The 18,338-nt window shown below is 27.6% G+C and carries 17 protein-coding genes and 1 other RNA gene; 10 read left to right on the top strand and 8 right to left on the bottom strand.

Annotation, left to right across the window (positions count from 1 at the left end; genetic code table 11):
* Positions 1-81: 81 nt before the first annotated feature.
* The 4 genes from pssA to smpB all read right to left on the bottom strand — a co-directional run bounded on the left by pssA (position 82) and on the right by smpB (position 3,476).
* Positions 82-1,458: a CDP-diacylglycerol--serine O-phosphatidyltransferase gene (pssA, locus tag BCHRO640_RS02830; protein WP_015344793.1), complete on the bottom strand. Its 1,377-nt coding sequence runs from the start codon at positions 1,456-1,458 to the stop codon at positions 82-84.
* A 486-nt stretch (positions 1,459-1,944) separates the two neighbouring features.
* Positions 1,945-2,274: a DMT family transporter gene (locus BCHRO640_RS02825; protein ID WP_015344792.1), complete on the bottom strand. Its 330-nt coding sequence runs from the start codon at positions 2,272-2,274 to the stop codon at positions 1,945-1,947.
* Between the two features lie 292 nt (positions 2,275-2,566).
* Positions 2,567-2,957, bottom strand: a transfer-messenger RNA (tmRNA) gene (gene ssrA, locus BCHRO640_RS03335).
* A gap of 51 nt (positions 2,958-3,008) precedes the next feature.
* Complete coding sequence (smpB, locus tag BCHRO640_RS02820) at positions 3,009-3,476, bottom strand: SsrA-binding protein SmpB (RefSeq protein ID WP_015344791.1); 468 nt, start codon at positions 3,474-3,476, stop codon at positions 3,009-3,011.
* A 91-nt stretch (positions 3,477-3,567) separates the two neighbouring features.
* On the opposite strand from smpB, the gene BCHRO640_RS02815 reads away from it, so the two are divergent.
* Positions 3,568-4,014, top strand: coding sequence for a type II toxin-antitoxin system RatA family toxin (locus tag BCHRO640_RS02815; RefSeq protein WP_015344790.1), 447 nt, complete (start codon positions 3,568-3,570; stop codon positions 4,012-4,014).
* A 29-nt stretch (positions 4,015-4,043) separates the two neighbouring features.
* Here BCHRO640_RS02815 and BCHRO640_RS02810 read toward each other — a convergent pair whose 3' ends face one another.
* Together BCHRO640_RS02810 and nadK are read right to left on the bottom strand one after the other, a co-directional pair.
* Positions 4,044-4,292 carry an outer membrane protein assembly factor BamE gene (locus tag BCHRO640_RS02810; protein ID WP_236608096.1) on the bottom strand — a complete coding sequence of 83 codons (249 nt, stop codon included), beginning with the start codon at positions 4,290-4,292 and terminating at the stop codon, positions 4,044-4,046.
* A 185-nt stretch (positions 4,293-4,477) separates the two neighbouring features.
* A complete protein-coding gene (gene nadK / locus BCHRO640_RS02805; RefSeq protein WP_015344789.1) occupies positions 4,478-5,371 on the bottom strand; it encodes an NAD(+) kinase in 894 nt (297 codons plus the stop codon).
* Between the two features lie 130 nt (positions 5,372-5,501).
* Here nadK and grpE point away from each other — a divergent pair, with 130 nt between their 5' ends.
* On the top strand, positions 5,502-6,089 hold the full coding sequence (grpE, locus tag BCHRO640_RS02800) for a nucleotide exchange factor GrpE (RefSeq protein ID WP_011283085.1): 588 nt from the start codon (positions 5,502-5,504) through the stop codon (positions 6,087-6,089).
* A 352-nt stretch (positions 6,090-6,441) separates the two neighbouring features.
* Here the strand turns inward: grpE and ung are convergent, their stop codons facing one another.
* Positions 6,442-7,134, bottom strand: a complete 693-nt coding sequence (ung, locus tag BCHRO640_RS02795; protein WP_015344788.1) for a uracil-DNA glycosylase — start codon at positions 7,132-7,134, stop codon at positions 6,442-6,444.
* 383 nt (positions 7,135-7,517) lie between these two features.
* Between ung and lepA the strand changes: the two genes are divergently transcribed.
* The 7 genes from lepA to glyA all read left to right on the top strand — a co-directional run bounded on the left by lepA (position 7,518) and on the right by glyA (position 15,061).
* Positions 7,518-9,320: a translation elongation factor 4 gene (gene lepA, locus BCHRO640_RS02790; protein ID WP_015344787.1), complete on the top strand. Its 1,803-nt coding sequence runs from the start codon at positions 7,518-7,520 to the stop codon at positions 9,318-9,320.
* 18 nt (positions 9,321-9,338) lie between these two features.
* Positions 9,339-10,334, top strand: coding sequence for a signal peptidase I (gene lepB / locus BCHRO640_RS02785; RefSeq protein WP_015344786.1), 996 nt, complete (start codon positions 9,339-9,341; stop codon positions 10,332-10,334).
* Positions 10,335-10,451: 117 nt separating this feature from the next.
* Positions 10,452-11,141 carry a ribonuclease III gene (gene rnc / locus BCHRO640_RS02780; RefSeq protein ID WP_041567591.1) on the top strand — a complete coding sequence of 230 codons (690 nt, stop codon included), beginning with the start codon at positions 10,452-10,454 and terminating at the stop codon, positions 11,139-11,141.
* 647 nt (positions 11,142-11,788) lie between these two features.
* The gene (gene pdxJ / locus BCHRO640_RS02775) at positions 11,789-12,523 is read left to right on the top strand and encodes a pyridoxine 5'-phosphate synthase (RefSeq protein WP_015344784.1); all 735 of its coding nucleotides are present in this window, start codon (positions 11,789-11,791) and stop codon (positions 12,521-12,523) included.
* Positions 12,523-12,903, top strand: coding sequence for a holo-ACP synthase (acpS, locus tag BCHRO640_RS02770; RefSeq protein WP_041567613.1), 381 nt, complete (start codon positions 12,523-12,525; stop codon positions 12,901-12,903). Before pdxJ ends, acpS begins: the two co-directional genes overlap by 1 nt.
* A 142-nt stretch (positions 12,904-13,045) precedes the next feature.
* Positions 13,046-13,513 carry a tRNA adenosine(34) deaminase TadA gene (gene tadA / locus BCHRO640_RS02765; RefSeq protein ID WP_015344782.1) on the top strand — a complete coding sequence of 156 codons (468 nt, stop codon included), beginning with the start codon at positions 13,046-13,048 and terminating at the stop codon, positions 13,511-13,513.
* Between the two features lie 297 nt (positions 13,514-13,810).
* Complete coding sequence (gene glyA, locus BCHRO640_RS02760; protein WP_015344781.1) at positions 13,811-15,061, top strand: serine hydroxymethyltransferase; 1,251 nt, start codon at positions 13,811-13,813, stop codon at positions 15,059-15,061.
* 95 nt (positions 15,062-15,156) lie between these two features.
* Here glyA and BCHRO640_RS02755 read toward each other — a convergent pair whose 3' ends face one another.
* On the bottom strand, positions 15,157-15,954 hold the full coding sequence (locus BCHRO640_RS02755) for an inositol monophosphatase family protein (RefSeq protein WP_015344780.1): 798 nt from the start codon (positions 15,952-15,954) through the stop codon (positions 15,157-15,159).
* Positions 15,955-16,790: 836 nt separating this feature from the next.
* On the opposite strand from BCHRO640_RS02755, the gene BCHRO640_RS02750 reads away from it, so the two are divergent.
* Positions 16,791-17,960: an IscS subfamily cysteine desulfurase gene (locus BCHRO640_RS02750; RefSeq protein ID WP_015344779.1), complete on the top strand. Its 1,170-nt coding sequence runs from the start codon at positions 16,791-16,793 to the stop codon at positions 17,958-17,960.
* The last annotated feature ends 378 nt before the right edge of the window (positions 17,961-18,338 follow it).

The following is an 18,338-nucleotide window of genomic DNA, read 5'->3' as shown; positions in this document are numbered from 1 at the left end:
CAATCCTGAAATTTTTAAACAATTGATCGATTATAATAAAAAATAGTGAAAATAGAATGTACATGAAATTACATTTAATTTTTATAAAATACGATTAATTAATCGATCAAATCTTATTTTATGTATTCTATAGAGAAATTGTCCTATCTTTGTAGGATAATCAGATACATGTTGTAATGATGTATAATGCGTTACATGATTCGTATGCATACGAATCATGTTTAGTTCTTTATTTTTTTGATGAAATAGCAATTTACATGGGTCATGAACAAGTAAAGCATTTTCTAAATCAAATCTTATAGATCTAGGGTTTAAATTATTTCCAGTAATCAACTGCCATTCATCATCTACCCAAATACCCTTAACATGATACCCATTATTGCCTTCTTTCCACATCCGAACTAATAATCGTTTATCATCAACATATTTTTGCAATTTTTTTAAAAAATAACGTAAATTTAATTCATATAAATATGGCAAAATACTAATTAGTGTAAATGGATGATGTGCAGGAACATAGAAATCATTAGCAATTTTATCTCCCACAATAATTTCTATATTTATTCCTTGATGTAATAAAGAAACCAAAGCACGTATTAATACAGTAGGCATATTAAAATAAGGTGTACACAATACAACTTTATTTCTTGCTGAATAAATTAAATGATAAATAGTCTTATTAAGAGCGCTGTTTTTACCCAATCCAACTAATGGAGAAATTGCTAATTCATGAAATGTAGCATTACCCTGATAACGATAACAAACTCTCCGTAAATTACGACGCAACAAACGAATATTATTCTTACTGTTGTTTAGTTTTTTTAAAGAATTTCCGTATCCCAAATTATTAGTTACTTTTGCAGACAATAATTCTTGATCAATATAATTCAACATAATATCAGATAATTGCGGATTACGTATTATATGATACCGATCATATCTATATTTAGTATTTACATGTAAATACTCACCATTTAAATTTGCACCACTATACAATATCTGATCGTCGATAATAAATCCTTTTAAATGAAGGACTCCTAAAGCTTCATTCACATGGATTGGTATTCCATATATTGCAATCTCAGTGTTAGGGTACTGTTTTATAATATCTGTATACCAATCAATATTCGTATATTTTTTAGAAGAACCAATACGAACTCTTCGCGCACGATGCCAATCTACCAAAATTCTAATTTTAATTTGAGGACGAAGTTTTTTAACATGAAGTAAAGCATCGATAATTTTTTTACCACCTAGATCATCATCTAGATACAATGTAACCAAACAAATATGATTGCTTGCCCTAGAAATAGCGTGCAATAATGCAATTCTAAATTCTTTAGGGCTAAATAGAATCTTAAAATAATCTACTCTTTGAATAATTTTAGGCAATTCTCTAAGAAATCTTTGATGATCATCATACTTATTCAATTCGTTATATTTTATTTTTTTTGTCATAATAAATAAAAATATCTTATCTTAATTTGAAGACACATTATAAAATATAATAATCATACATAATACGAATAATTCAATAAACCAACTCGAATACTATATGTACATAGAAAGATAATGAATACCATAATATCTAAAATTTTTTAAAATCTTTTTTATCTTTTTATAAAAACCGAATCATTACGAATGATACTAATATTTTATTATTAACAATATACATATTAAATACATATATCATTTGGATGATAGCTTTAATGATAAAGTACACCATAATATTTTTTTAAGTAAATCAATTATAAATTAATCGTAAACTGTAGTAAATTGCAATAAAAAACTATATATGAAGTATAAAATATATATTATTGAACAATAAATGAGTTAAATGCCCTATTTATAATAAAATATTTTATGCATAATAAATATACTTAAAAAGTATCTCATACATATCTTCAAAAACACACTAAATTAATAAATTACTTTTTTAAAAAATTAGTGTTTTATCGTATTGGAAAATATATTAATTAATACAACACCAATAATAATGAAAGCAATACCAATAACAGCTAAACTATCTAATTTTTGATCATAAAATATATATCCCGCTGCAGTAATAAACACAATACCGAGTCCAGCCCAACAGGAATATGCAATACCCATTGGTATTGTTTGCAAAACTAGAGATAACAACATAAAAGAGAATGTATAACCAATTATTACTACAATAGCAGGATATAATTTACTAAATCCTTCAGATGCTTTTAAGTAAGAAGTAGCAATAACCTCGGAAAGAATAGCAATAAATAAATATAAATAATCCATAAGATTTTATTCTTCATTCTTTAAAACTTTTTAATTACACGCAATAGATATTCTTGTATTAAATAAAATTCTTTCATGAAAAAATTTATTTTTTTCATGAAAGAATAAACGAGAAATAAACATGATTTCATTAGAGAAATTTTTGAGTGACGATCAATAAAATTTTATTTTATTGATCGAATAAATAAGCTATAACTAAAACTCCAAACCATTCCAAAATATAAAAACCCCTGCACATTTCGTCATTCTTCATCATTTAATTTTTTTTCTATTTTATTTGATCTTTAAATCCTGGTGGAGCTGGCGGGATTCGAACCCGCGTCCAGAATTCTTTTTATTTTTAGTAACCTACATGCTTAGGTCTTGAATTACATTTAATTGGCGTAGATATATCAAGACCAATCACTAACCAACTAGCTTTTTATACTTAACGTTAAGCCAAAAGCAAGCATTTACGCGCACTCTTATTTATATGACCTCTCTATTTATTTTTAATATCTAAGAGTAAATATTGAAACGAGAGGGAACCTTCAGAATATTAGTCTGATTTAAGCTGCTAAAGCAACAGATTCTCTATATGTAGTATTATTTGCATTTATCTTTTGAGGCTTTTTACGAGGCCTGCCTCACCTCGGCATGCACTTTAAATAATAAGATACTCCGTCGAATCCAAAATCAGCCCCATTCTAACATCGAAAACAATTATATCATCGGTATACTGTATATACAAATAATTATTTTTTCATATACTTTAAAATACGTATTTTTTCTTTCTTCCATTTATGCATATGTATTATATTTCTTTTGTCGTATTTTTTTTTACCTTTAGCAAGGCCAATATTCACTTTAATCCAAGAATTTTTCCAATACAAATCCAAAATAATTGCAGTGTAACCTTTTTGATTAACTTTTTCAATTAAAAATAATAATTCATTTTTTTTTAATAACAATTTACGCACACGAACGGAATTGTGAGCTTCATTATAAAATTGAGTTACATTTGATTGAAATATAGAATTACAAATATACGCTTCCTTATTATAAAAAGATACGTAACTATTATTAATAACTACCATATTAGAACGAGCAGATTTTACTTCCCATCCTAACAATGAAATTCCAGATTCAATTTTTTTTTCAATAAAATATTCATGATATGCATGTTTATTTTGTGTAATTTTCTTTAAAATTAACTGATTCATAATAATTTTTTTAAAAATATTATTTTTTATTATTAAAAACCATTATATTAATATGTATGTAATATTTAAACCCATTCAAAACAGGATTGATATGGCTTACATTAAATATTTTATTTCAGTACCATATAGTGTAGAACAAATGTTTAATTTAGTAAATGATATTAACTCTTATACTAAATTTCTTCCTGGATGCAATGTAAGTAAAATTTTAAAAAAAAATAATAACGAATTGATTGCTGAAATGAATATAGTTTCTAACGGAATTGTTAGGTCATTGATTACTCACAATTTTTTTATAAACAACAAAAGTATCTCAATCCTTTTAGTAAAAGGACCATTTAAATCATTTTATGGATATTGGGAATTTATTCCTATTACTTCTGCTGTCAGTAGAATTGAATATTCTTCTCATTACGAATTTAAATCAATATTTATCGAAAAAATTTTTAATCATATTTTTAAAACTAAATATAAAAACATAATTACAGCATTCATTTCCAGGGCTCATGTAATATACGGAACGTATCGCACATTATAACATAAAAACAAAAACACGTAAGGGTATTATTACTCTTTGTTTATAGTTACCAAAATATCATGAGCATCAAATTTTAATGTTAAAATTTGATGCTCCAATATTCTATTACCTCTACGATAATAAAAAATATAATACCATGTGTTTGGGTTTAAAAACCCTTCTAATGTCGGATCTCCGATATTAGAAGATATTTCCAATTTTGTCATTCCAAGACGAATCTTTTTAATATCATATTCATTTAAACGATTTCCTTGCTTAATATCAAAGGATATCGGCATATATTGCGGCATAGTACAACTTACATTACATACCAGCGTTATAATAAAAATACTGGTATGTAAGGTTTTAAAAAATACTTTCAAATACATAATTTTCTGCTTAATCTATTTTTCAAATACAATATAAAATATATAATTGTTTAATTACAACTATTATCTTTTTTGTTGTAATTATCAATACAATATTATTTTTTTGTTTCAGCAATATTTTGTGACCAACCAAGCTTAATATTTAGCGTCTTAAAATAGTTATAATTATTAGGATGAATCAAATCAAGATAATGATTACTACGTTTAATAAAGATCTCCTCTTCTTTGCATACCAAAACAGGAGTTTGGTTATCATAACCTATTTTTAATTCAGATGTTACTTTAGAAAATTTCAGACAAATTATACTTTTACTATTAATCACAACTGGCCGAGATGACAAAGTATGAGGGCATATTGGTACTAATAAAATAGCATCTACTGTAGGACTAAGAATAGGTCCTCCGGCAGATAAAGCATATGCGGTTGATCCAGTTGGAGTAGAAATAATTAAACCATCAGATCTCTGTGAAAAAATAAAATTATCATCAATATATAACTCAAATTCAATCATATGTCTAATTGTGTTTGTATGTAAAATAACTTCATTAATAGCACTACCTAATCTAATCAGTTTGTTATAGCGTTGTACTGTTACATCTAATAAAAAACGTTTTTCGTTAATAAAATGACCTGATAAAACATCAGATAACTCCACTAGTGCTGAATTAGGGTCCAAATCAGTAAGAAAACCAAGAGTTCCACGATTGATCCCGATAACTTTAATATCGTGTTGTGCTAGAATATTCGCGGCTCTTAACATATTGCCATCTCCACCTATAACTATAGCTAAGTCTGCGTAATTTCCTATATCATTTAAATCACCTACAACTGCTTTTTGTACGTTTAATAAACTAGCAGCATGATGTTCGATAATTACTGTAATCCCTTTACTATATAACCAATGATATAAAATATCATATGTATGCACAGCTTTTGGATAACGAGAATATCCGATAATACCAATAGTACGAAAAATAGAAGAAGTCATATTATTATTGAATCCTTTCTGTTTTTGTTATAACTTTTATTCATAATAAATGATGTCTTGAATACCTGTTATTCATCCTTATAATAACTGAATTATAAAACATATAATCAGGAAACGGAGGAGAAAATTCATGATAGATAATAATGTAAAAAACAATATCGATGAAAGTACATTACAGAATGAAAAAATAGAAAAAGAGGAACTATTAGAATCTGTTTCGACAGTAGATAATGTTATTGATCCTAAAAACGATCAAATCATTAAATTAAAGATACAATTAGCACAACTTCAAGAACATGAACGTAATACGGTATTACGTCTTACAGCTGAAATAGAAAACATCCGTCGGCGTAATACTCAAGAAATAGAAAAAATCCATAAATTTGGATTAGAACGATTTATCTTTGAATTATTACCAGTCATTGATAATTTAGAACGTACCATGAGTATTTCAGATAATTCTAATACTTTATTATCTGCTATAATAGAAGGCATTGAATTAACATTAAAATCGTTTTTAGACACTGTGCACAAGTTTGGATTAAAATCTATATATGAAATTAACGTGCCATTTAATCCCGAAATACATCAAGCAATATCTATAATAGAATCTGAAGACCATAAACCTAATCAAGTATTAACAATGATTCAAAAAGGATACATTTTGAATGGAAGATTAATTCGACCCGCTATGGTAACAGTATCACAATCTAAATGACGAACTACTATGTTTTTTAAAATGTTATAAATAAAAAACAGTACTCATTATATATTTACAAAGTTTCATGTACTTTTCCATGAAATAATAACGTGTTGTGTTTTTTATTCAATTAATATGATCATACTTCACATAATATTTTCCATAAACAATGTAATTATTGTTTATTCAATTATTAAATTTTAATTTAATAATTGAATTTATTAAAATATACAGATTTTTTAAATATATTATAAATTACTAATTTATCATTGTTGATTTATCACAATAAATCAACAATGATATCAAGAGTACAAGATATAAAATAATTAAATTTACATGAAAGAAATCATCCTCATAACATATTTTTAACTTATATTAGTTTTGAGTCAATTATTTTAGGTTGCCAATTAATAATCTGTTTATTTTGTTGCGCTAATAATATATTAACCTTAGAAAAATGATGACATCCTAAAAATCCACGTTGAGCTGATATAGGTGAAGGATGTGACGCAGTGAAAATATAATGTTTTTTATGGTTAATGATGTTACCTTTGTTTTGAGCATATTTTCCCCATAGTAAAAATATAACTTTTTCCTTATGTGTGTTCAGTATAGATATTATTTTGTCTGTAAATCGTTCCCATCCAATATTAGCATGAGAACAACTTCTTCCTTCCTCAACAGTTAAAATACTATTAAGCAATAACACCCCTTCTTGCGCCCAACTCTCTAAACAACCGTGTTCTGGTATTACAAAATCGGGCATATCAGATGCAAGTTCTTTATAAATATTTCTTAAAGAAGGAGGAGGCAAAACACCAGGCAATACAGAAAAGGCAAATCCATGTGCTTGATTTGATCCGTGATAAGGGTCCTGTCCTATAATAACAACTTTTATAGATTCAAAACTAGTAAAACGAAACGCGTTAAAAACATCTTTTTTTTTAGGATAAATCATAATACCTTTTTTTTTACGTTTCTCTATAGCAAACAATATATTCTGAAAGTACGGCAATGTTTTTTCTTTTGATAACAAAAATCGCCAATTTAATTTTTGAGACACGGTTTATTTCCGTATTATTATGTAATCGTACAAATAAAATTTTCACTTATCATTGATGTTTTTATTGATTACCAAAAAATTTATGTATTTAAACACATATAATTTATTTGTAACTTTTTAATCTTAGCACTAAAAATTATAATAAACAGTTAATATCGAAAATTATAATAAATTTGTTACCACAATTTATCATATAGTCTAACAATGAAATATATCTAATATCCGAATAGCTAACTGCATATATTTTCGAATAATTTTTCAAAACATCATAAATATTCTTATACAATCATTTTCATATATATCTATAATATTTTATTATACACTAATTAATCACTATTTTTATACTAATTATATTTGTTTTTTACATTCAACTAATATTAATCATGATAAAATACATACGTAATTTTTCTATTATTGCGCATATTGATCACGGAAAATCAACTTTATCTGATCGGTTGATTCAAACTTGCGGTGGATTAAACGAACGTGAAATGACATCCCAAGTATTAGATTCCATGGAGTTAGAACGAGAACGTGGTATTACTATAAAATCACAAAATGTGACACTCAATTATAAGTCTAAAAGTGGTCAGCCTTATCAATTGAATCTTATTGATACTCCTGGCCATGTTGATTTTTCTTATGAAGTTTCTCGATCTTTAGCAGCATGTGAAGGCGCCTTATTAATAGTAGACGTTACTCAAGGAGTAGAAGCGCAAACTGTGGCTAATTATCGAATTGCTAAAGAAATGAATTTAAAAATTATTGTGGCATTAAATAAAATTGATTTATCAACAGCAGATCCTAATCGAGCGTCTCAAGAAATTAAAAACATCATCGGTATTGACGTAAATAATGCAATACAATGTTCAGCTAAAACTGGTTATGGCATACCAGAATTACTAGAGTGTTTAATTCATGATATTCCTCATCCTCAAGGAGATCCATGCGCTCCTCTGCAAGCACTAATTATAGATTCCTGGTTTAATCAATATTTAGGTGTTGTATCGTTAATATGTATTAAAAATGGCAAATTATATAAAGGTGATGTATTGAAATCCATGAACACAGGGCAAAAATATACTGTTGATCAAATAGGTATCTTTACTCCAAAACAAGTAAAACGAGAAATATTAGATTGTGGAGAAGTAGGTTGGTTAGTCTGTGCCAACAAAAATATCATAAAAACTCCTGTAGGAGATACATTTACTCTGTCAACTCATCCCGCAAAAAAAGCATGTCATGGTTTTAAAAAACTTCAACCTTATGTTTATGCGGGATTATTTCCTATAGGTTCTAAAAATCAAAAAATCTTTCGTGATGCTTTATACAAACTTAGTTTAAATGATTCTTCTCTATTTTATGAACCAGAAAGATCAGAATTTTTAGGTTTAGGATTTCGTTGTGGGTTTCTTGGATTGTTACATTTAGATATAATCCAGGAAAGACTAAGACGTGAATATTCACTTGATTTACTTGTTACAGCTCCAATGGTAGTATATGAAATATTAACCATTGACAATAGAATAATCTATGTAGATAGTCCATCAAAATTGCTTTCTTTAACTAAAATTAAAGAAATACGTGAACCTGTTGTTTTATGTAACATATTGCTTCCAAAAAAATATCTTGGAGAAATTATTTCTTTATGCATTAAAAAAAGAGGTACTCAGATTGACATAATATATCACAGTACTCAAGTTACATTAACTTACGAATTGCCTATGTCTGAAATAATATTGAATTTTTTTGATCAAATAAAATCAGCATCTCATGGATATGCTTCATTTGAATATAAATTCAGTCGTTTTCAGATATCGAACATAGTATGCATAGAAATATTAATTAATAAAAAACGTATTGATGCATTAACAGTAATTACGCATCAAGAACAATCTATATATCATGGTCGCCTATTGGTTAATAAATTACAAAAATTAATCCCAAGACAACAATTCGATATTGTGATTCAAGCAACTATTGGTAAGCGAATAATATCACGTGGCATTGTAAAACAACTACGGAAAAATGTTTTAGCAAAATGTCATGGAGGCGATATAACTCGAAAGAAAAAATTACTATATAATCAAAAAGAAGGAAAAAAACGTATGAAACAAATAGGCAATGTTAATTTACCCCATACTGTATTTCTAGCTGTCTTTGATGTCAATAACAATAAAAAATAACTAAAGGATTTTATTTGTATGATTAACGCATTTTCTTTGATCTTAGCAATTATTACAGGAATATCAGGTATTTTCTGGAGTATAAAAAAATTATATACATTAATGTATGATCGTGATCAACATAAAAAAATATTCCTTCAACAATCAACCAAGACTTATCAACAATCAAAAAATGCTTATTCATTGATAATCTCATATTGTTCAATAATTTCTGAATTTATATCCTCAATTTTTCCGATATTATTATTAGTATTTATAATACGATCATTTGTTTTTGAACCATTCCGAATACCTTCTGGATCCATGATGCCTACTTTGTTAATAGGAGATTTTATTTTAGTAAAAAAATTCATATATGGTATTAAAAATCCTATTACTCAAAAAACATTAATTAATACTGGACATCCAAAACGTGGAGATATAATAGTGTTTAAGTATCCTAAAAATCCTGAACTAAATTATATTAAACGAGTAATTGGAGAGCCAGGAGACAAAGTAATCTATAACATTATTACTAAACAATTAATAATATATGTGAATCATGTTAATAATATTGCATGTATACAACCATTACCCATTGTTTATAGCAATGTTGTTCCTAGTAATTTTATTCAAGTATTTGATAATGACGTAGACGGAAAGGTTAATTCTTCCTTTATTCAAATAGAACCGCATCAAAAATGTCCTCATGGAATTCGACTCATTCAAACTACAGAATCGTTCAATGGAATAGAGCACAATATCTTAACAATGATACCTCCTGGTGATCAAAACTTAATCAAAATGTATGATCAACATACAAAACACTTAATATCTGAGTGGTTAGTGCCCGCAGGTGAGTATTTTGTAATGGGAGATAACAGGGATAACAGCGCAGATAGTCGTTATTGGGGATTTGTTCCTGAACGCAATATAATAGGAAAAGCAATAATAATTTGGATGAATATAAAGAAACAACAAGAAGGAATATGGCCAATTAGTATCCAATTCCATAGAATTGGTAATATACAATAAGATATTCATATTCTCTAATTATAATTTAAAATTATTTTATTACATTTGTTGTAATCAATCTGGTTAAAATTGATTACAAAAAGTTTTCTCCATGAACATTGGAAGAATATATAATACATAAATATTATGTTAGTTAATGCATTGCAAGAAAAACTTGGTTATATTTTTAATCGATATGACTTATTATTACAAGCGCTAACTCATAGAAGCTCTAGCAATCAACACAATGAAAGACTAGAATTTTTGGGCGACGCCATATTAAACTATGTAATAGCTAATTTGTTATATCATAGGTTTCCTCATATTAGTGAAGGAGGTATGAGTAGAATGCGTGCAAATTTGGTACGCGAAAATACATTGGCAACACTAGCACGAGAATTTAATTTAGGAGATTATCTACAATTAGGACAAGGTGAACTAAAAAGCGGGGGATATCAACGTGAATCCATTTTGGCTAATACAATAGAAGCGTTGATAGGCGGTATATTTTTAGATAGTAATATTCAAACTATTGAAATATTAATTATTAATTGGTATAAAATTCGTATAGATCATATGGATCCTTATGCTTATGATACACAAAAAGATTCAAAAACTCGTCTGCAAGAATATATGCAACACCGTCGTTTGCCGTTGCCTGTATATTGGATTAATCAAATAATTGGAGAGGCGCACAATCAAATATTTACGATAAATTGTCAAGTTAGTAAATTAACACAACCGATTATTGGATGCGGTTCTAGTCGACGTAGAGCTGAACAAAATGCAGCAAAAAAAGTTTTAGAGGTACTAGAAGAACATAACTAAAACATATGATTAATCACGTGGCCATTGATCGTAAATCGCTTAATATATTAGGATCTTAAACAAAATTATCTCATTTTATTAAGTTTATTCAATAAATAAACATACCTTTGTTAAAAGGTATGTTTATTATTTTAAAGCACAACTTCACAAATGCAAGAATCATCTCAAAGGACTTATTAAATCTAATCATATATCATACATATATAAATAAATGTTCTTTAATCGGTCTATTTTATAGAGATATTTTTATTTTGTTGTAATTTCAATAATGCTATGTTCATATTATTTGAACCGACACAAATAACTTTGAAGATGACAATATCAACATTTTCAGTATTATATGGAACTTTAATATTAATAATATTTATGTAAATATCTACATCGTGTAATAGTATATTCTTATAAAATGAAATTTATAGATCTTCACACAGTCCATTCAACCATTAAAGAATTATGTGAAAAAATTGTAATTTTGAACCAGAAATAACTGTTTGTTATCAACATTACATTTTAATATATCAACAGTACGAAATAATGTAATTTAAATTAAATAGAAAACAACAAAAAAATACATTTAAAAAGAAATATATATAATTTATATTTATATTCGATGACTATCAAGTAACTATATTTAAGGCATACATATAATGTCAAATTTATTATTAGGTGTAAATATTGATCATATCGCAACATTACGTAACGCAAGAAATACTATGTATCCTGATCCTATATATGCTGCATTCATTGCAGAACAATCAGGAGCAGATAGTATTACTATACATTTAAGAGAAGACCGTCGTCACATTACAGATCGAGATGTCGAAATGTTATGTAAAACCATACAAACATCTATGAACTTAGAAATAGCAGCAACAGATGAAATGATTAATATCGCATGTACATTAAAACCACATTGTTGTTGCTTAGTACCGGAAAGGCGTCAAGAACTTACAACTGAAGGTGGTTTAGATATAATTAATAAAGCAAATAAATTGCAAGATATAATATTTAAACTTACTGAAGCTGGAATTAGAGTTTCATTGTTTATTGATCCTAATGAACAACAAATTAGTGTTGCCTATAATATAGGTGCGCCTTATATAGAACTACATACCGGAATGTATTCTCATGCTACAGATGCAACAACTCAAAATTTAGAATATAAACGTATCAAAAAAAGTGTGCAATACGCTGTCAATAAGGGTTTAAAAGTTAATGCTGGACATGGTCTTAATTATTATAACGTACGACCTATTGCGATGTTACCAGGAATACAAGAATTAAATATAGGACATTCTATAATTAGCCGATCAATATTTTGTGGATTACCAAAAGCTATTCAAGATATGAAGAAATTGATACAAGACTCAAGAAGAGGTTAATAGTGATTCACGGAATCGGAATAGATATCGTTGATATTAGGAAAATAAAAAAAATAATAACACATAGTGGAGATAAGTTAGCTACGCGTATACTTAGTAAATCAGAATGGAAAATATACAAAAATAAAAAGCATCCTGTGCATTTTTTAGCAAAGCGTTTCGCTGCAAAAGAAGCGGTATCTAAAGCATTTGGAACTGGAATAAGCCAAGGAGTGACATTTAATCAAATTGAAATATTTAACGATAAACTAGGAAAACCAATGTTACATTTATTCTCGTGTACAGCTTTATTAGCTAATAAATTATCATTAAAAAAAATGCATATTACTTTATCTGATACTAATTCGTATGCATGTGCTTTTGTTATATTGGAACGATAAAAAATAAGATATAAATATTAATGATCTTATAATTAAAAAAAAATTATTTTGATGTTGTATCGTAATACAGAATGAGTATCTCAATATGCCTTTTAGAATTATTTTATTAATTGTGCATTGTAATATTTTTATTACAATCTGAATGTACGAAATAGAAAATGTAGATACGATATGGATGCGTCATGCTATTGCATTAGCTGCCCATGCTGAAATGATTGGAGAAATATCAGTAGGAGCTGTTTTAATTCAAAATGGTAAACTTATAAGTTACGGTTGGAATTCTTCTATTATATGCCATGATCCAAGTGCTCATGCAGAAATTGTAGCGTTACGTACAGGGGGAAAGGTTTTGGGCAATTATCGATTATTAGGTACTACTCTTTATGTTACTCTAGAACCATGTATGATGTGCATTGGCGCAATAATTCATGCTCGTGTTTATCGATTAGTTTGTGGCGCTAAAAACAGTAAAACTGAACAAAGATCATGGCTAAAAAATACACTCCGTCATCCAATGAATAATCATCATGTGTTTTTAACAACTGGGGTATTAGAAAAAGAATGTGCTTGTCAATTGAATAAATTTTTTAAACGTCAACGTAAAACCTGATATCATCAGATAATATCAATAAGATTGATCATCTAAAACAACCTTATATCTATTTAAATTTCAAGTAAAAACCTATGTGAGAATATTGTAACAAAAAGATATAGAGCATATCTTACTTAAAAAGTAAGTGTTAATTCTATTAAAATGAATATAATATAACCATATTTATATTTTTATATTTTATTATCATTAATAAGATTGTTATTAAAAGTAATTCTTGCTTCATTTCAATTAAAATAGACTGATGTATTTTTACGCATACAATGTATTTTATTTAGACAAGATAAGAGGTTATACATGTCCATATGTACGAATTATGATATTGAATTGTGGAAAATAATACAACAAGAAACTATTAGACAAGAGGAACATATTGAATTAATAGCATCTGAAAATTATGTTAGCACTCAAGTTATGAAAGCACAAGGCTCTCAACTTACTAATAAATACGCTGAAGGCTATCCAGGTAAACGTTATTATGGTGGATGCGAATATGTCGACATGATTGAACAATTAGGCATTAATCGTGCAAAAGAATTATTTTCTGCAGACTATGCAAATATACAACCACATTCTGGATCACAAGCTAATTTTTCTGTTTATAATGCTTTATTGCATCCTGGCGATACAATTTTAAGTATGCATCTAAATCATGGAGGACATTTAACGCATGGCTCACAAGTAAACTTTTCAGGAAAATTATATAACGCTGTATTTTATGGAGTTGACGAAAATGGTTGTATTAATTATGAAAAAGTACATCATTTAGCTGTAAAACATCGACCAAAAATGATCGTAGGGGGGTTTTCTGCATATTCTGGTATTATAAATTGGTCTAAAATGCGTCAGATTGCAGATGCTGTTCAAGCATATCTATTTATTGACATGGCTCATATCACGGGATTAGTTGCGGCGGGTATATATCCAAATCCACTACCACACGCACATGTAGTGACTGCTACTACTCATAAAACATTAGCAGGGCCCAGAGGTGGTTTAATTTTAGCTAGCGGAGGTAATGATGCATTGTACAAAAAATTAGATGCTTCGGTTTTCCCTGGTTCTCAAGGAGGTCCTTTGATGCATGTTATCGCAGCCAAAGCAATTGCTTTAAAAGAAGCAATGGATCCATCTTTTAAGGTATATCAACAAAAAATTGTTCAAAATGCTAAGATAATGGTTAAGGAGTTTGCATTACGCGAATTTAAGATTATCTCTGGAATGACTCATAATCATCTTTTTTTATTAGATTTAAGAAATAAAAATATCACTGGGAAAGATGCCAGCACAGCTTTAGAGCGTGCTAATATCATTGTTAATAAAAATAGCATACCAAATGATTTTAGAAGTCCTTTTATTACCTCTGGTATACGTATTGGTACGCCAGCAATAACTAGACGTAATTTTAATGAAAACGATGTACGAAAACTATCTCATTGGATCTGTGATATATTAAATCATATCGATAACAACGAAATTATTTTTTCCATAAAAAATAAAGTTTTACGTATATGTTCTCAGTATCCCATATATAATAAAAGTTATTAAAGTAACATCACTATATAAATTATATCTAGAATGTAAAAATACAAGTTGTTCTTTCAAGATATAGGAATTTATTAATATCTTATTGAGGCAGATATTCAAATAATTTGTATAATTGATAAAATAGTCCGGATTATTTTCACATTACCCGCAATTATATTTCCAGACAATAAATAATTATCGGTTCCGGTAAAATCTATAATTAAGCCTCCCGATTCACGAATTATTAAAAAACCACTAGATAATTTATTGGTGTAGTTAATTTTTTTAAAAAAAATAGAAACACACCCATCTACGCGTCCAACTGCAACATAGGCTAAATCTAAAATAGTTGATCCAGTATAACGAAAATATGCGCATTTATTAGTAAACTTACTTAGTAGATTAATAGTCATATGTTGCTGTTCATAAGAACAAGATATAGCAATAATAGCCCTATGCAAATTTTTAGCGGTACCTACACGAATCCGATAACCATTAAGATGAGCTCCTTTTCCACGACAAGCACTAAATAACTCATTATGTATAGGATCATATATTACTCCTATTTCGATATGGCCTTTAATAAATACGGAAATAGATAAAGCAAAAAAAGGAAATTGCTTAATAAAATTAACATCATTATCTATAGCTCCAATTATCCAGAAAACGCTTTCTTTGAAATTTACATCATTAACAACATCGTGGGTATTCCATGTATTAATAACAGTATGTAGCGGATAAAATTTTCGAATAATTGCCGTAATAATGTAATATGATTCTTTATTGATTTTAGAAATAAGATTACTTATATGATTTGACTGTACACTATTTTTGTCAAACAATTCATATTGTTTAACGACAAAGTTCCCCGCTCTTCTTATAGATTGAATAGCAATGTTAAGCATCGGATGCATAAAGCATTCATCCAGTAATTCTCATTAAATGAAAAATAGAACATATCAAAACCCGCCATATATTACAAAATTATATTTTTTATATAACACAGATATTGTATTATAGCTCCATTCAACACGTAATACATGTGTTCTTAATATACATAAAGATATCTTCAAAATTATGTTATAAATAAAACATTCATTTTCATTACAAATATATATCTGATATATAGATCAATTCATAGATTTATTATTTCTATGAAAATAATAAATTGAATTATAATGAAAGATTGAATTCTTTAAAATTAATTAAAACAAAGTATTTTGTATAGGCATGTTGATAAACAGTTATACACAATATAACAATCTACCATTATTTAATATATTTATTAAAAACAAAACTGCATTATTTTCATTAAAAATATTATTTTTATAAATAATTAGTTTTTTATTACTACAAATAATATTAATACTAACAATCATTTATTATGGTGTAATTTTTATTACAACGTTACATACAAAAAGTATTGTACACAATTGAAATAACGTCTTACTATTGATTCAATATACATTGCCCATAGCATATATCATAAACATGATATATCGTTAGTATATATTTATATAACTTCAATTAAACGCTTATGGAGATAAAAATATAAAATAGGTTTCAATATTTTATATAGTAACAAATAATAATATCATATAAAATGAATTTTTTACCGTAAAATACAAATCAAGACTAATAATAAATATATTTTAGAGCATTCAATTTAATATATTATATAAATAAGCTGATTTTATAATTTTTATATTTTATACATCAAAATAAGTTTTTTATTTTTGGAGTATGTTAGATGAAGTTACCAATATATTTTGACTATGCTGCTACTACTCCCGTAGACCCTAGAGTAGTAGAAAAAATGATACCATATTTTACCCTAGACGGCATATTTGGTAACCCGTCTTCTCGTTCTCATTATTATGGTTGGAAAGCAGAGGAAGCGGTAGATATAGCTCGTAAACAAATCGCTCAGTTGATAGGTGCTGAATCACATGAAATCATTTTTACTTCAGGAGCTACTGAATCAGTAAATTTAGCCATTAAAGGAATAGCCCAATCTTATCACAAAAAAGGAAAACATATTGTTACCAGCATGACGGAACACAAATCAGTTTTAGATACTTGTCAATATCTTGAGAACAAAGGATTTGAAATTACCCGTATAACTCCACAACCCAATGGTTTAATCGCTTTCGAACAAATTAGTAACGCACTACGTGATGATACAATTTTATTATCTATTATGCATGTAAATAATGAAATCGGTGTAATCCAAGACATCAAAAAATTTGGTAAATTATGTCGTCTACATGACATAATATTTCATGTAGACGCAACTCAAAGCGTTGGTAAATTACATATTGATCTATCTGATTTACCAGTGGATTTAATGTCTTTCAACGGCCATAAACTATATGGCCCAAAAGGTATAGGTGGTTTGTACATACGACAACATAGGCACCCAAAACTCCATATTACAGCTCAAATGCATGGAGGAGGACATGAATATGGTATGCGTTCTGGTACATTACCAGTCCATCAAATTGTTGGTATGGCTGAAGCGTATCGTTTGGCTAAAGAAACAATGACGACAGAAATGATTTATTTAAAAAAAATGAGAGATCGTCTATGGCAAGGATTACAACAAATTGAAGGAATATTAATTAATGGCGATTTAGAGTATAGTATAGGCACATTGTTGAATATTAGTTTTAATAATATTGACGGTGAAACATTAATTATAGCATTAAAAGATTTTGCATTATCTTCTGGATCTGCTTGTACCTCTGGCACTTTAAATCCATCCCATGTACTGCAGGCTTTAGGAAGAAATAATGAACTAGCATATAATTCAATCAGATTTTCTTTAGGGCGTTTCACAACTGAAGAAGAAATAGAGTACGCTATCCATCATATAGCTGCTACTGTTATTAAATTAAATGCTATGATATATTTATTATAATTTTACAATAAAAAAAATAAATTAATTTGTTTTTCATATATGAAATTTATGACGATAATCAATATATCTATAAAAAATCTAAGAAATTTTACTAATATTATTCGAAAGATAAATAAAAAAATAATCATTAAAAAGAATATTTTTTATAGATTAGGTTGCATCTTTTATTTTTGTAATATTTTTACTATTAAGTTTTCTCCATAATTAATTTATATGTAACCATTTTTACGTATTTGTTTTAATATTAAATATTTAAGATATTGCATGGATGTTATTTGTAAACAGCAAGGATTTTATTACTCATCAACACTCTGATCATGTAATTAAGATCGACAAAAATATTTTATTTCATAATGAAATACAGATATGGATATTTCT

This window comes from Candidatus Blochmanniella chromaiodes str. 640 (assembly GCF_000331065.1).
GTDB lineage: Bacteria > Pseudomonadota > Gammaproteobacteria > Enterobacterales > Enterobacteriaceae > Blochmanniella > Blochmanniella pennsylvanica.
Note: the sequence above shows the minus strand (reverse complement) of the source record. Positions and strands in the feature narration are given on the sequence as shown.

Coding starts and splice junctions, on each gene's coding strand:
- BCHRO640_RS02810 (WP_236608096.1), bottom strand. CDS start 4,292: ATGCCGATATCCTTTGATATTAAGCAAGGAAATCGTTTAAATGAATAT.
- pdxJ (WP_015344784.1), top strand. CDS start 11,789: ATGTCAAATTTATTATTAGGTGTAAATATTGATCATATCGCAACATTA.
- BCHRO640_RS02755 (WP_015344780.1), bottom strand. CDS start 15,954: ATGCATCCGATGCTTAACATTGCTATTCAATCTATAAGAAGAGCGGGG.
- grpE (WP_011283085.1), top strand. CDS start 5,502: ATGATAGATAATAATGTAAAAAACAATATCGATGAAAGTACATTACAG.
- pssA (WP_015344793.1), bottom strand. CDS start 1,458: ATGACAAAAAAAATAAAATATAACGAATTGAATAAGTATGATGATCAT.
- nadK (WP_015344789.1), bottom strand. CDS start 5,371: ATGACTTCTTCTATTTTTCGTACTATTGGTATTATCGGATATTCTCGT.
- BCHRO640_RS02815 (WP_015344790.1), top strand. CDS start 3,568: ATGGCTTACATTAAATATTTTATTTCAGTACCATATAGTGTAGAACAA.
- lepA (WP_015344787.1), top strand. CDS start 7,518: ATGATAAAATACATACGTAATTTTTCTATTATTGCGCATATTGATCAC.
- lepB (WP_015344786.1), top strand. CDS start 9,339: ATGATTAACGCATTTTCTTTGATCTTAGCAATTATTACAGGAATATCA.
- smpB (WP_015344791.1), bottom strand. CDS start 3,476: ATGAATCAGTTAATTTTAAAGAAAATTACACAAAATAAACATGCATAT.
- BCHRO640_RS02825 (WP_015344792.1), bottom strand. CDS start 2,274: ATGGATTATTTATATTTATTTATTGCTATTCTTTCCGAGGTTATTGCT.
- glyA (WP_015344781.1), top strand. CDS start 13,811: ATGTCCATATGTACGAATTATGATATTGAATTGTGGAAAATAATACAA.
- BCHRO640_RS02750 (WP_015344779.1), top strand. CDS start 16,791: ATGAAGTTACCAATATATTTTGACTATGCTGCTACTACTCCCGTAGAC.
- tadA (WP_015344782.1), top strand. CDS start 13,046: ATGTACGAAATAGAAAATGTAGATACGATATGGATGCGTCATGCTATT.